General features: G+C 60.8%; 14 protein-coding genes. 9 read left to right on the forward strand and 5 right to left on the reverse strand.

The genetic code is table 11. The features are described from left to right. Nucleotides 1–248: 248 nt before the first annotated feature. From BK667_RS08105 to BK667_RS08140, 8 genes are all read left to right on the forward strand, one after another. Nucleotides 249–1,508 (forward strand): alpha/beta fold hydrolase, encoded by a 1,260-nt coding sequence (locus tag BK667_RS08105; protein WP_123597287.1) that lies wholly within the window; start codon nucleotides 249–251, stop codon nucleotides 1,506–1,508. Nucleotides 1,509–1,540: 32 nt separating this feature from the next. Continuing rightward, nucleotides 1,541–2,431 (forward strand): VOC family protein, encoded by an 891-nt coding sequence (locus tag BK667_RS08110; protein WP_123512840.1) that lies wholly within the window; start codon nucleotides 1,541–1,543, stop codon nucleotides 2,429–2,431. Between the two features lie 130 nt (nucleotides 2,432–2,561). Further along, nucleotides 2,562–4,229, forward strand: a complete 1,668-nt coding sequence (locus BK667_RS08115) for an AMP-binding protein (RefSeq protein WP_123597288.1) — start codon at nucleotides 2,562–2,564, stop codon at nucleotides 4,227–4,229. Beyond that, nucleotides 4,226–4,696: an acyl-CoA thioesterase gene (locus BK667_RS08120; RefSeq protein ID WP_123597289.1), complete on the forward strand. Its 471-nt coding sequence runs from the start codon at nucleotides 4,226–4,228 to the stop codon at nucleotides 4,694–4,696. Before BK667_RS08115 ends, BK667_RS08120 begins: the two co-directional genes overlap by 4 nt. Continuing rightward, complete coding sequence (locus tag BK667_RS08125; RefSeq protein ID WP_123597290.1) at nucleotides 4,693–5,844, forward strand: FAD-dependent monooxygenase; 1,152 nt, start codon at nucleotides 4,693–4,695, stop codon at nucleotides 5,842–5,844. Before BK667_RS08120 ends, BK667_RS08125 begins: the two co-directional genes overlap by 4 nt. A gap of 82 nt (nucleotides 5,845–5,926) precedes the next feature. Then, complete coding sequence (locus BK667_RS08130) at nucleotides 5,927–7,297, forward strand: MFS transporter (RefSeq protein ID WP_123597291.1); 1,371 nt, start codon at nucleotides 5,927–5,929, stop codon at nucleotides 7,295–7,297. Between the two features lie 158 nt (nucleotides 7,298–7,455). Continuing rightward, nucleotides 7,456–8,190, forward strand: coding sequence for an SDR family NAD(P)-dependent oxidoreductase (locus BK667_RS08135; protein ID WP_123597292.1), 735 nt, complete (start codon nucleotides 7,456–7,458; stop codon nucleotides 8,188–8,190). Between the two features lie 110 nt (nucleotides 8,191–8,300). After that, nucleotides 8,301–9,008 carry a TetR/AcrR family transcriptional regulator gene (locus BK667_RS08140; protein ID WP_123512852.1) on the forward strand — a complete coding sequence of 236 codons (708 nt, stop codon included), beginning with the start codon at nucleotides 8,301–8,303 and terminating at the stop codon, nucleotides 9,006–9,008. A 43-nt stretch (nucleotides 9,009–9,051) separates the two neighbouring features. Here BK667_RS08140 and BK667_RS08145 read toward each other — a convergent pair whose 3' ends face one another. The 5 genes from BK667_RS08145 to BK667_RS08165 are packed head-to-tail and all read right to left on the reverse strand — an operon-like array spanning nucleotide 9,052 to nucleotide 13,045. Next, entirely contained in the window at nucleotides 9,052–9,816 is a 765-nt protein-coding gene (locus BK667_RS08145) for an SDR family oxidoreductase (RefSeq protein ID WP_123597293.1), read from the reverse strand. Between the two features lie 29 nt (nucleotides 9,817–9,845). Further along, nucleotides 9,846–10,682 carry an aldo/keto reductase gene (locus tag BK667_RS08150; protein WP_123597294.1) on the reverse strand — a complete coding sequence of 279 codons (837 nt, stop codon included), beginning with the start codon at nucleotides 10,680–10,682 and terminating at the stop codon, nucleotides 9,846–9,848. A 29-nt stretch (nucleotides 10,683–10,711) separates the two neighbouring features. Further along, complete coding sequence (locus BK667_RS08155) at nucleotides 10,712–11,641, reverse strand: nuclear transport factor 2 family protein (protein ID WP_123597295.1); 930 nt, start codon at nucleotides 11,639–11,641, stop codon at nucleotides 10,712–10,714. Beyond that, nucleotides 11,638–12,633, reverse strand: coding sequence for an LLM class oxidoreductase (locus BK667_RS08160; protein ID WP_123597296.1), 996 nt, complete (start codon nucleotides 12,631–12,633; stop codon nucleotides 11,638–11,640). The genes BK667_RS08155 and BK667_RS08160 overlap by 4 nt, the downstream gene beginning before the upstream one ends. Before the next feature lie 16 nt (nucleotides 12,634–12,649). Continuing rightward, nucleotides 12,650–13,045: a nuclear transport factor 2 family protein gene (locus BK667_RS08165; protein WP_123512863.1), complete on the reverse strand. Its 396-nt coding sequence runs from the start codon at nucleotides 13,043–13,045 to the stop codon at nucleotides 12,650–12,652. Nucleotides 13,046–13,267: 222 nt separating this feature from the next. On the opposite strand from BK667_RS08165, the gene BK667_RS08170 reads away from it, so the two are divergent. Further along, nucleotides 13,268–14,026: a maleate cis-trans isomerase family protein gene (locus tag BK667_RS08170; RefSeq protein ID WP_311198933.1), complete on the forward strand. Its 759-nt coding sequence runs from the start codon at nucleotides 13,268–13,270 to the stop codon at nucleotides 14,024–14,026. The last annotated feature ends 180 nt before the right edge of the window (nucleotides 14,027–14,206 follow it).

Consider the following 14,206-nt stretch of genomic DNA (forward strand, 5'->3'; position numbering starts at 1 on the left):
TCAAGGACACCGCAAGCCCTGTGGGAGCGGGCTTGCTCGCGAAGATGGCGGGTCATTCAGCATCAAGGGTGGCTGACAGTCCGCTTTCGCGAGCAAGCCCGCTCACACATGGATTGCAGTGACTGGCATTGAGCGTTGAGAGCGTTTTTTTGTTTTTGTCGACTAATTGGTTTTTTATTTGACACAAGTGTCGAATTGAGCGAATTTAGATTCGTGCACATCGCTGCCCGGATGTTTGGAGAAAAATAATGAACAGTCATGCGTCTTCCCAAGCCACTGCCGGATTCCTCAATACCGATTGGAATCCACGTAACGTGCCCGCCAGTACCACGACCACTAATGTGGTGCTGCGCACTGCCGATAAGGCCGCGACCTCCGGTTCGCTGTACCAGCCAGCCACCGCTACCGATACCGTGGTCTGCGTCATGCACCCACGGGAGTTCATGGCCTGTCATTACTTGATCCCGGACATCGTTGAAGCCGGCTACGCCGCCTGGTCCCAGGCACCACGTTCGGTCGGCAACGACCTGCGCCTGGAACACGAACTGGCGCTGCACGACGTGGCCGCCGGCCTCAATCACCTGCAATCCATCGGTTTCAAACGAATCATTCTGCTCGGCAATTCCGGTGGTGCCGGCCTGTATGCGTTTTACACCGAACAGGCTTCGCTACCGGGTGACGAGCGCATCGCCAAAACCCCGGGCGGGCGTCCGACCTTGCTGGCCGAGCTGAACATGCCGATCCCGGCCGGACTGGTATTCATCGGTCCGCATCCGGGGCAGGGCGCGCTGTTGATGAACTGCATCGACCCGTCGGTGACTGACGAGAACGATCCGCTGTCGATCGATCCTGCACTGGATCCCTTGAACCCAGGCAATGGCTTCAACGGCCCGAGTGACACTCGCTATTCGCCAGCCTTCATCCAGCGCTATCGCGAGGCTCAGCACGAACGCGTCGCACGACTCGATCAGCAGGCCCGTGAGTTGATCCAGCGTCGCCAGGCTGCCCGCAAACGCGTCAAGGAACTGGGCCGCGACGCCAGCGCCGAAGACCGTCGTGTTGCCGCGCACACCCCGATTATCAATGTCTGGCGCACCGACGCCGACTTGCGCTGTTTCGACCTGAACCTGGACCCGTCCGAGCGCCGTTTTGGATCGTTGTGGGGCAGTGATCCCTACGTTTCCAACTACGGCGCGGTCGGCTTCGCCCGCCAATGCACTCCCGAAAGCTGGCTCTCCACCTGGTCGGCGTTGTCGTCCAATGCATCGCTGGCGCGAGCAGCCTACGCCTTGACCCAGCCCACGCTGGTGGTCGAATACACCGGTGACCAGGCCTGTTTTCCCGGTGATGTGCAAAAGATTTTCGATGCACTCGGTGCTGCGGACAAACAGCACCATCGCGTCAGCGGCGACCACCACGGTCGTTCGATTCAGCCTGGTGGCCCGTTAGGCCGTCGTGAGGCCGGTCAACGTCTGGCGACCTGGCTGCATCAGCATTTTGCTCAGTAACCCAACCCGTTCGATCCACGCTGGAGGCGTCCATGACCGCTTTGGAACCCACCCCCGTTACATTGCAGCTGCACGGTGTCGACCACACCGCGCGTCCAACCTGGAAGCTGCGAGAAACCATCGAGTTCTACCGCGACAAACTCGGTCTGCCGCTGATTCATGTGATTTCTGCAAGAGGTTGGGGACCGGAAACCCATCCCGACTTCCTGCACTTTTTCTTTGATAGCGGGAAGGGCAGCACCATCGCCTTTTTCTACTACCTGGGCTCGGATCAGCCCGATGCTCTCGAAGGTCGCAGCGACATGCGTCCGGCGCCGGACGACCACGTGTTCGACGCCACCCACACCGCTTGGGAAGTGCAGAGTGAAGGTGAATTGCAGGCCTGGAAACAGCGTCTGGAATCTCACGGTTTGAACGTCTCGGTGGAAACCCGCCATGAAGTCATTGAGTCGATTTACGTACGCGACCCCAATGGTTATTTCATCGAGTTCACCCGCAAGTTGCGCGCCTTGGGTGCGCTGGACGCCAGCGACGGTCTGCTGACCCTGCAAGCCGCGCTGGACGCCGAAGACAAGGCGCGGGAGGAGGGTCGCCGGGTCACTGAAATTGACGAGGTGTGGGCGCGCAAAGCCCAACTGATCGATGCCCGGAACGGCAGCGGCAGCGCACCGATCCGGCTCTATATCCCACAGGTCGAAGAGTTTTCCTCGATCGTCAAGGACGCGGCTCACCGTGGTGATTGCCGGGTGGTGCCGATGACCGGTTACGACCGCATCGATGCCGATGGGCCCATCGAATTCCAGCGCAGCGTGCTCGGGGTCAAACCGGCCATCTGGTACGGGCTGTTCACCGGTGGCGTTCACGGCACTATCGAGGTATTGGATCGGGACCGCGTGCGCATCGCGCCGGCCCTGGCGAGTTAAGAGCAACGGGACATCGAGTTGCAGGCCTGGCGTGAAAGCAACCGTCCCGAAAATGCCCTGAATACCGTGCACTTGCATAAAAATAAGTAACCGCTACGGGATGGTTTTCCGGAGCAGGAGGCAAGCAGTAATGAAAGGTATACACAGCCCCATCGCCGGGGTGGTTTATCCATTGGCGCAACGCGCCACGGAATATTTTGCCAACGATGCCTGGGTCGATGCGACTGTCGGCCAGATCCTTCGTGAAACAGCCCAGCGTCACCCGGAACGCATCGCGTTCATTTGCGACGATGTCAGCCTGACGTTCGCCGAACTGGACGACACCAGCGAACGGCTGGGCGCAGCCCTGTTGGAAATGGGCCTGAACACCGGTGACCGGGCGATCTTCCAGCTCGGCACATCGCTGCAAACCGTGATTGTGCTGATGGCGTGTTTCAAGGCCGGGATCGTTCCGGTGTGCTCGCTGCCGCAGCACCGGGAAGTGGAAATCGGTCAACTGGCCAACAAGGCATCGGCCCGTGGCTACTTCGTCCAGGCAGATTTCGGCCGTGACGACCTGGTGGCCTTCGCTCGCGGCATGCTGGCCCAAAGCAGCACCCTCAAGCACCTGATCGTGGTGCGCGGTGCATTGGCCGGGTTGGCCAATGTCGATTCGCTGATTGCCGACATGCCCCTGAACCTTGCCCGCAAGCGTCTCGCGCGGGTGAAGCTGGGCAGCGAAGATGTCCTGAGCTTTCAACTGTCCGGCGGTACTACCGGGACACCGAAAATCATCCCGCGCTTCCACGCCGAATACCTGGGCCACTCTCGGGACCTGGCCAAGCTGTATCAGGTCGATGAGCACAGCAAAGTCATCTGGTCGCTGCCGCTGCTGCATAACGCCGGGCAGCTCTACGCCTTGCTGCCGCCGCTGCTGTTCGGCATGACCACCGTTCTGATGTCCCGAGTCGACATTCCTTTGATGCTCGACCTGATCGAGCGACACCAGGTGACGCACGCCTTGTCCATCGGCCCGGTCGCTCCGCAGTTGCTGGCCTATCAAGAAGTGAAAAAGCACGACCTGCGTTCACTGAAAATGTTCGCCACCATGAGTCGCTCGGAGATTCTCGAAGCGCATCTGAACGTGCCGTGTTCCAACCTCTACGGCTTGACCGAGGGCCTGTTGTTTGGCGCCGCTCCGGATGCGCCGCAATTCGTGCGGCATCAGACCCAGGGCACGTCGGGCTGCGTCTTTGACGAGTTACGCCTGCTCGATCCTGACAGCGAACAACCGGTCGGCCCCGGGCAGATGGGCGAGTTGTGCTTCCGCGGCCCGTCGACCCTGAACGGCTATTTCGATGATCCGGCGGCCAATCACGGTGCGTTCACTTCGGACGGTTTCTACCGCTCGGGCGACATGATGACGGCCCATGTGATCGAGGGCGTGACCCACTACACCTTCGAAGGCCGTTTGCGGGACAACGTCAATCGCGGTGGCGAGAAGATCGGCTGTGAAGAAGTGGAAAGCTTCGTCTGTCGCCACCCGGCGATTGCCGACGCGAAACTGGTGGCAATGCCCGATCCGATCTACGGCGAGAAAGGCTGCATCTTTATCATCCCGCGCACCGGCGCGGTGTTGCCGGACCTCAAAGGACTCAGTGAGTTTCTGGTAGGGCAGGGCCTGGCCAAGTTCAAGTCGCCGGAGCGCATCGAGCTGATCGACGTGTTCCCGGTGACCAAAGTCGGCAAGCTGGACAAGCCTGCACTCAAGCGCGTTCTGGCTGAACGCATGGCCCTGGAAGAGGCTCGCGCATCATGAATAGCACCGAAGCGGTGATCAGCCAGGTGCCGTTTATTGTGCGGCGCCGGGTCAAGTGGGGTGATTGCGATCCGGCGGGCGTGGTCTACACGCCGGTGTTCGGCGAGTACGTGATCTCCATCGCCGAGTTGTTCTACGAACAACTGCTGGGCATGTCGCCCCAGCACGCCAAACAACGCCATGGCTTCGGTACGCCGACCCGGGCGTTGGCTTTCGATTTCCGTGGCTCGTTGCGCCCCGATGACGAATTCGATACCGAGGTGCAGGTCAGCGAAGTCCGTAATCGCAGCTTCGTGCTGACGTTGACCGCACGCACCCAGACCGGTGACATCGTGTTCATCGCCACGCACACCCCGGTGTGCATCGCCCGTGACGAACGCATAGGCATTGTCATTCCGCACGTGTTCCGCGAAGCGCTGTTGAGCTATCAGCGTAATCACGCAAAGGCTTCTGAGGTGTCCTTATGAAAATCGCAATCGTCGGTGGCGGTCCTGCCGGTCTGTACTTCGCCCTGTTGGCGAAAAAACATAACCCGCGTCATGACATCGTGGTCTACGAGCAGAATGCCCGCGATGCGACCTACGGCTGGGGCGTGGTGTTTTCCGATGTCGGGCTGGCGGCTTTTGCCGAGGCGGATCCGGAGTTTCACAAGGAATTCATCGCCCATCACGTGGCTTGCGATTTCCTCGAAATTGTCCACCGCGACACCCACGTGCAGGTTCACGGCAATCATTTTTCCCGGACCTCGCGAATCGACATGCTGCACACCCTGCAGAACGCCTGTGAGCGTGCCGGCGTGCGTGTCAATTACGGCCAGCGCATCGAAGACTTCGACACCTTGGCCAGCCAGGTCGATATGTTGGTCGCTGCCGATGGCACCAACAGTCGGGTGCGTGCCCACTACGCCGAACAGTTCAAACCGAGCTTCGAAGGTCGGCGCAACAAGTTCGCCTGGTACGGCACCCGACAACGCTTCCACCCGGTGTCGCTGATTTTTCGTGAGAGTGAATACGGTGTGTTCATTGCCCACAGCTATCAGTACAGCGCGCAACTGAGCACCTTTCTGGTGGAAGTCGATCCGCAGACCTGGCAGCGGGCCGGTCTGGAACACGCCAGTGAGGACGAGAGCCGACGGATTTGCGGCGAGATTTTCGCCGCCGACCTGGGTGGCAACGAGTTGCTGAGCAACCGTTCCCAGTGGTTCGAAGCCAACGTCGTGCGCAACGAACGCTGGACCCACGGCAACGTCGTCCTGCTGGGTGACGCCCTGCGCACGGTGCATTTCTCCCTGGGCTCGGGAACGCGCATGGCCATGCAAGATGCCATCGCTTTGCATCGAGCGCTGGTGGAGCACCCGGCCGATGTGCGCGCGGCATTTGACCTGTTCGAATCGGCGCGGCGCGGGGCCTCCAGCAGCTTCCAGGCCGCTGCGGCGCGCAGTCTCGACTGGTACGAAAACGTCGCCGACAAGTTGCACCTGGACCCGGTCAGCTTCGCCTATGACTACATGGGGCGCACCGGCCAGGTCTCCCACGATGACTTGCGCCAGCGTGATCCGCACTTCATCGCGGCGGTGGAAAAGCGTGCTCCCTCATTGCAGGTCGCAACTGGCTAGACCCGAGGCTGTGCGGCCTCGGCCGCACGACGCATATCAATCAATCAATAACAACAATAAACGATGCTTGATGGAGCCAATCATGAACACGATCGACGTGGGCGAGGTGATCGACAACAGTCGGCTGAGCCGTTTGCAAGTGCTGGTACTGGTGCTGTGCGGGTTTTGCATGATCATTGACGGGTTCGACGTTCAGGCCATGGGCTACGTCGCGCCGGCCATCATTCAACAGTGGGGCATCAACAAATCGGACCTCGGGCCGGTGTTCGGTGCCGGGTTGATCGGCATGGCCCTGGGGGCGCCGCTGGCGGGGATCCTTGCCGATCGCTTTGGCCGACGGCTGATTCTGATCATCGCCCTGGTCGGCTTGAGTGCCGGCATGGCGGCCACTGCGACGGCTGACAGCGTTCGCGATCTCCTGATACTGCGTTTTCTCGCCGGGTTCTGCATGGGCGCCATTGTGCCCAACGCCATGGCCATGGCCGGTGAATTCAGCCCGGCGCGCATCCGCGTCACCCTGATGATGCTGACGTCCTGCGGGTTCGTGGTCGGTGGCGCGTTGGGCGGGACCCTGGCGGTGATGATGATCGAGCCGCTGGGATGGCAGTCGGTGTTTTTGGTGGGGGCGGTGGCGCCGTTGCTGCTGGCCATTTTGATGATGGTGCTGATGCCGGAGTCGATTCAATTCATGGTGCTGCGTCAGCGCCAGTTGAGCCGTGTCAGAGACTGGTTGCGGCGTATCGACGGCACACTGCGGCTGGATGAGGCGGTTCAGTTACAGGTCAGGGATGCGCTGCCCGGCAAGCGCTCCTCGATGCTGGATCTGGTTCGAGACTCACGCGGGTTGGGCACGGCGATGCTGTGGATCATCCTGTTCATGAACCTGCTGGGCGCCTATTTCCTCGCCAGTTGGCTGCCGGTGATCATGCACGGTGCCGGCCACGACACCTCGTCGGCGGTACTGGCCGGTACGTTGCTGTGGATGGGCGGCATTGTGGGCAATCTGGTGCTGGGCTGGCTCGTCGACCGTCGCGGCTTCGGACCGGTGCTGGTGTGCATGTTCGCGGTGGCCGCAGTGGCGATCGCCGTGCTCGGTCAGGTGGCAACGTCGATGGTCAGCGCCTGTGTGGTCATCGCCATCGCGGGCTTCTGCATTCTCGGCGGGCAAAGCGCACTCAACGCGCTGGCGACGGTGTTTTACCCAACGACCATGCGTTCCACCGGGGCTGGCTGGGCATTGGGCATCGGGCGCCTGGGCTCGATCCTCGGCCCGGTGATTGGCGGCGAACTGATGCGCCTGGGCTGGACCCCGCAATCGCTGCTGCTGGCCGCCGCCATCCCGGCGCTGCTGGCGATGCTGGCCAGTCTACTGTTCTGGACCAAGGGCGGCTTGCCGGGCCCGGTGTTGCGCGCTCCTTCTTCAGCGGTAGTGACGCCTGCTTCGGCGTCCTGAAACCACTGCGTTTTTCACTTTAGAAAACCGATACCTCGATGTCGGCTCGACGAGCCCGACGTGGAAACCTTGCACTCGGCAAACCTGATGAGGGGCTTGCCATGCCTGCCAGACGGCAATCAATCGACGTGTAAACAACAATAAAGGAAGACACCCAGATGACTCGTTTCAATGGCAAGACTGTGGTCGTGACCGGTTCGGCACGAGGGCAGGGCGCGGCGGAGATTCGCCGGTTTCACCAGGAAGGCGCGAATGTCGTGGTCAGCGATCTGCTCACCGAGGACGGCCAGGCACTCGCCGACAGCCTCGGTGAGCGGGCGATGTTTATTGACCACGATGTGTCCAGCGAAAGCTCGTGGCGCGAACTGTTCGGCCAGGTCGAGCAAACCTTCGGCGGCTGCGACGTGTTGGTCAACAATGCTGGCATCTACCGACCGGCCACCATCGCCGAGACGGACACCGAGCTGATGGAGAAAATGTTCCGGGTCAATCAGCTCGGGGTGTTCCTGGGCATGAAATACGCGGTCGAACCCCTGAAGCGCCGGGGGGGTGGTTCGATCATCAACATTTCATCGGTGGTCGGCTTGCGTGGCTCGGCCGCGACCGTGGCTTACGGCAGCACCAAATGGGCGGTGCGCGGCATGACCAAGGTCGCCGCCAATGAGTTTGCCGAACACCGGATCCGGGTCAACTCGGTGCACCCTGGCTACGTCAGTACCGACATGCTCAAGGCCAACAGCGAGGCGAGCAACGATGCCGGAACCCTGGCGACACCCCTCAAACGCCAGGGCACACCGCAGGAGATAGCCGCCCTGGTGGCGTTCCTGGCCAGTGAGGAGAGCGCCTTCATCACCGGCGCGGAAATCGCCATCGATGGCGGCTGGACGCTCTGATCAACGGCCCGCTGCGCGCCTTGCCGGTGTGCAGCGGGCATGCGCGATCTTGTCCTGTGCCGCTGGCGCTGGCATGCTGCGGCTACTTTGCACGGGATCTACTGCACCTCATGTCCAAAACCACAAAAATCAAGACACCGGCCCGTTACGAGCTGGTGATGAACCAGTTGATGGAAGCGGCTGAACGCCTGTTTGCGCAGAAGGGTGTGGCGGGCACTTCGCTGCAGGAGCTGGCGGAGGCCGTCGGCCTGACGCGCACCGGCATCTACCACTACGTCAAGGGCAAGGATGAAATGCTCGAGACCCTGGTGAAGGGGTTCACCCTGGAAACCGCTCGGGATCTGGAGCGTCTGGCGGGGGCCGAGAGCGGCACCGCGATAGACCGCTTGCGCGAAGGCGTAACCAACATGGCGTGCAAGGTGGCCCAGCATCCGCAGCGTTTTCGTTTGTTGCTGACCAGTGAAGGCGCGTTTCCAGAGGCCCTGGCCAAGCAGTACCGTACCGCTCGAAAACGCACCCTGACCGCACTGACCGATCTGGTGGCGCAGTCGATCCGCGAAGGTTCCTGTCGTGCGGTCAACGATGAAATGGCGGCGTTCTCGTTGTTGGGTGTCTGCAATTGGGTGGCTTTCTGGTATCCCCATGGCGAGAAAACCAGTGACCTGACCCCGGAACAGCTCTCCAGCCAGCTGACGGCGGTGGCGCTTGAAGGCTTGATTGCCGGACGCGATGCGTCGGGCGCTGGGGGGATTGCGCAAATGATCGGCTTGTTGCGCGAAGACATCGACCGCCTGGAAGGCATGATTGTCACTGACTGACAAAAGGCCTGCGCCCGGCGATCCGGGCGCAAACATTACATCGTTACCAGACTGAATCGCCGCGCAGTGCCACATCGGCACCACCGTCGATGAAGATCGTCTGGCCCGTCATGTGACCATTCTTCTCGCTGGCCAGAAACGCCAGCAACTCTGCCGCCGCCATCGGTTCATACGGACCTTTCAACGGCATCGGGCAACCGGCATTGATCCGGTCCTTGGTCGCCTGGTCCTCGAACAGGCGCGACAGCAATTCTGTCTTCACCAGACCGGGCGCGATGGCGTTCAAAGGAATCCCTGCGCCGGCCCATTCGGCATTCAAGGCCACTCGGCGAATCCAGCGTGACAGCGCCTGTTTGGTACTGGCGTAGGCGTAGGGCGCCTCTTCAGCACGGGCTAAAGCCTGGGCTTCGGTGCCATCCAGCATTGCATCCACCAAGGCTTGATCGAACGCGTGAATCGACACGATGGACGACACTGCCACCGCACGCGGGTCTTTTGCCTTGAGCAGCAGCGGTCGCAAGCCTTCCAGCGTGGCCAGCGCGCCGTAGTAGTTGATCGCGACGGTGGCCGGACCGGCGATGTCGACACCGGCCACCGCCAGTACGCCGTCAACCATGCCTTCACTGAGTTCGGTGGCTTGATCGATCAGGATCTGACGACCCTCGGCGCTGGACAGATCGGCGATGATCTCGGCATCGCGCAGGTCGGCGCCAATCACCCGGTGCCCTTGGGATTCGAGTAATTGTCGAGTGGTGCGGCCAATGCCGGAGGCGGTGCCGGTGATGACGTAGGTTCTAGGGATGGTCATGAAAACCTCTACTTCACGGGTTAAATAAATCAGGCGCCCAAGTCGAAGGTGTCGGGATCGGGCCCGAGACGACCGGTCTGAACGATGTTGGCAATTTGCCTGAGGTCTTCGGCGTCCAGCCTGAAATCGAAGACGTCGATGTTCGCCGCGATGCGTTCGGCGTTGGTCGAACGCGGAATGACGATATGACCGCTTTGCACGTGCCAGCGCAGGATCACTTGCACAGTGCTCCTGCCGAGCCTGGCAGCGATGCGCGTCAGCACCGGCTCATCGAGCAACGCGCCACCCTGGCCCAACGGGCTCCACGATTCGGTGGCGATGCCATGCCGCCGGGAGAAGTCCACCAGCGGCGCTTGAGTGAAGTCCGGGTGAATCTCGATCTGGTTCACGGACGGCGTGACGCCGGTTTCACCGATAACCCGCTGCAGATGTTCCTGGTGGAAGTTGGACACGCCGATGGAACGCACGCGACCCTCATCACGCAGACGCACCATGGCTTTCCAGCTGTCGAGGTAGGCGTTTTTTATCGGCAACGGCCAGTGAATCAGGAACAGATCGAGGGTTTGCAACCCCAGGCGTTTCAGGCTCGCGTCAAACGCCCGCAAGGTTTGATCGAAACCGTGATCGGCGTTCCACAGTTTGGTGGTGATGAAGATCTCGTTGCGGGGCAGTTCGCTTTCAGCGATTGCGCGACCGACCCCGGTTTCGTTGCCGTAGATCATGGCGGTATCGATGTGCCGATAGCCCGCCTGCAAGGCTGCTTTTGACGATGCATGGGCCTGGGCGTCGTCGAGTTGCCAGACGCCCAGGCCCAATTGAGGAATCTGGATACCGTCGTTTAGCGTGATCATTGGAGCTTGCGTCATGGGAATATCCTGATTATCAAAAAAAGGCGTCACGCGTCGGGAGGCGTGGTGATCCAGCCTTCGACGTATTCGAACCAGAAGATCTGCCAGCGCAGGTTTTGCCGACGCAGTTCGATGCGGTAATGGGCGCCATAAAGCGGCGCGCCCTCGGCGGTTGTCGGTCGTTGTGCGATCACCCGACCCAGCAGCATCTGCGCGTGATCACCCTCAATGTCGATGCGCAGTGGCACGCAGAAATGCTGCATCCATGGCCAGGCCTGACGGAAATCCTTGAGTTGGCCCATGACCTCATGCCGGCCCTTGAGGTCGCCAATGGGCGGGAAGGCGCCAGCGATGTCCTCGGCCAGGGTGTCGCGCATCTGCCCGAAATCCGCCTGGTCCATGGCCCAGATGTAACGCATGAACACCTCGGCGACTTCATCCTCGGCGGTTCCGGCGACTTTCGCACCGGGCAGGCGCGCCCAGGGCGAATCCAGCTCGTTGACCAGATGCGGGGCGTTGTCGCCGACGTCCCAGAAACGTCGTGGTCGTGGCGGATTCCACCGAGCAACGAGCGCGTGATTGCCGTCCAGCCAGTTGACGGTCAACTGCAACCGAGTGAACAACCATCCGCTGTCGGAGGTTGCGAGCTCGCCCACCAGCAGCGCGCCGAACAGCAACGGTGCCGTGTTGGCAGGCGTGACGCGCCCGTACAGATAGGCGCCCAACACGGCGCGGTCGCCGTCGATACCGACGTAATGATTGGTGGACTCAATGTGGACGGCGTGCCCGTCGGGCCAATCCAGCGCCAGCACGTCTGCCACGGCTGCGGCGCCATGGTGTTCGCCGTGGGCGCTGCTGGACAGCGTCGCTGAAGATTCAAACAGGCTTAACGGCGTGCCCAGCGCCCATCCCGAGGTGAAGTGATCGAGCCGTTCAAGAATGGCCGCACGGGGGGAGGCGATCCCATGCGTTGTCATCGGGCCGACTCCCTTATCGTCGGTGTGTGCGCCGGGAACAGCGGCAAGATATATCGGCCAAGCTCTTCGAAAATGTCCTGCGGGCGGCGTCGGGTCGGTTTGAGATTGAGCACCAGGTGAGTGACCCCGGCTTCCTGTTGGGCCTGCCACAGTTCGATCAGTGCATGACGCCCACCCCGCAGCACCCGGCCCGGTTCGATCGGCGCATCAGGATCGGGATCCAGATCGAACCAGCAGCCGTAGCCATACGGCTTGTAGCCGTGTTCGGCGCAAGCCTGGCGCCACTGAGGAATGACGTCGGTCATGCCGCGTGGGTCGAAGCCGTGCCAGATCCACGCATCGACATGGGCGGCGAGCCAGTCAAGCGTTTTTCCCGCACGCCCGGTGGCAATGAATGGCAGGCGTTTGGCTGCGGGTTTTGGAATCAGGTCCAACGCGCCGTCCATGCTGCCGTGATGCTGGGAGCGATAGCTGGGAAATTCCTTTTCGCTGACGGTGTGAATGATCTCCAGCGCCTCGCGAAAACGCGCTGCACGCTGACTGAATGGCTGCCCGAACGCGGGATACTCCCCGGGCCGGTCACCCGAGGCCAGCCCGAGCAAGAAGCGTCCGTCGAGCAGCTGATCGACGCTGGTGGCTTGCTTGGCAACGATCAGAGGATCCCGTAGCGGGGCGACGATGCCTGCAGTGCCAATGGCTATGTTGCGGGTCATGGCGCTTAACCAGCCGGCGTAGACCATCGGGTCGAGAATCTGCCCGACGTCACCGAACGTCGGGTCATAAAACGGCACATCCCGCAACCACAGGGCCGCGATACCGACATCGTCTGCCAACCTAGCCATGACCGCGTGGTTGGCCATGGTCGGCGCGGGGCTGTCGGGGTAGCCCTCCAATGGCGCAACGAAGCCGATGCTCAGGTGACCAGGACGAAAAACCCGCGTGTAGCCTGGGTGTTCGGCCAGCCCGGCGGGGAGGGCGAGTGACTGATTCATGGGTTTCCTCCGGGCATCAACCTTGCGGCAGCGAGGTGGTTTGATGGCCCAGCAAGCGCCATGTGCCCGATTCCTTGCGCCAGACCACCAGCAACAACGCCTGCAAGTGCCTGAGCACACCGCCGATGGTGGCGTCGATGCTGATGCTGCCGGTGGCCATGAACGCGTCATCACCCAAGGCACTGACTTTTTCCAGATGCTGTTCAGCGCCGTGGTAGACGAACACGCCGTCACGGAATTTTTTCAGGTAGCTGGCCTTGTCATCGGCATAACCGCTGGAGTGGACGTAAACCACGTCACTGGAAAGCAGTTGCTCAAAACCGTCGATATTGGCGTCTATCATCAGACTCAATCGTTTTTCTTCGAGCGCTTGGGCGAGGGTGAACAGGGCGGTATCGGCAGCTTGATTCATGAAAAAGTCTCCTGAGACGTAACCGATCAATGTGTCTGGTGCTTACCCTAACGAGGTGGCCGCGATAGAAAAACCGGCGGTATGTCCCTTCACAATGGACTTTGAAGTCATCAATTGAGCGCTGACAGTTTGTCAGTCTTTTGGGTTGTATATTTGACATGTGTGTCAAAGTTGGTAAATTCGGAATGATCATCCTGCTCATTTCCGGAGAGAGCCATGACCCTGATTCGCCCCTATCGAATTGGCCAGATCGTACCGAGCTCCAATACCACCATGGAGACCGAAATCCCCGCGATGCTCCATGCACGGGAAGCCATACTGCCTGAGCGATTTACCTTTCATTCCAGCCGTATGCGCATGCACAAAGTCACCAAAGAAGAACTGGCGGCGATGAACAAGGAGGCTCTGCGTTGCGCCGCTGAACTGTCGGACGCGCGCGTGGACGTGATGAGTACCGCTTGCCTGGTGGCGATCATGGCCAGCGGCCGAGGCTATCACCGACAAACCGAGCGTGAGCTGCTGGAGGTGGTCCGGGCGAATCAGTGCATGGCGACCGTCATGACGTCTGCGGGCGCGCTGATTGAGGGTTTGAAGATCATGGGCGCGAAACGTATTTCATTGATGGCGCCTTACATGTGTTCATTGACCGAGCTGGTCGTGGACTACATCCAGCACGAAGGCATCGAAGTGATTGACGCCATCAGCTTTGAAATTCCGGATAACCTGGAAGTCGGTCTGCGCGATCCCCTGCAACTGCTCGAAGACGTCAAGCGGCTGAACACCCAAGGCGCCGATGTGGTCGTCGCCTCGGCCTGTGTACAAATGCCTTCACTGCCTGCGATTCAGCTCATTGAAGACAGGTTGGGCGTTGCGACGATCTCCACGGCCGTGTGCACGGTGCGGCGCATGCTGGACCATCTGAAACTTGAACCGATGGTGCCGAATGCGGGTTCTTTGCTCAGCGGCCGTCTGCACCCATAACCCATGGCAGATGTTTGCAACCAGTGAGCGCTTGGGCAGTGAGGTGGGATCGAACACCGTAAATGTGTCGAGGGTGAGTGCTGGATCAGAACCGCTTCTGCGAAGCGCCGACTGATCCGTTGATCCGAGCGTTCTGAACCATCCTGTTTTTGTGCAGTTCAAATGATTACAGCGTCAGGC

It is taken from the genome of Pseudomonas frederiksbergensis (assembly GCF_003732705.1).
GTDB classification, from domain to species: Bacteria; Pseudomonadota; Gammaproteobacteria; order Pseudomonadales; family Pseudomonadaceae; genus Aquipseudomonas; species Aquipseudomonas frederiksbergensis_F.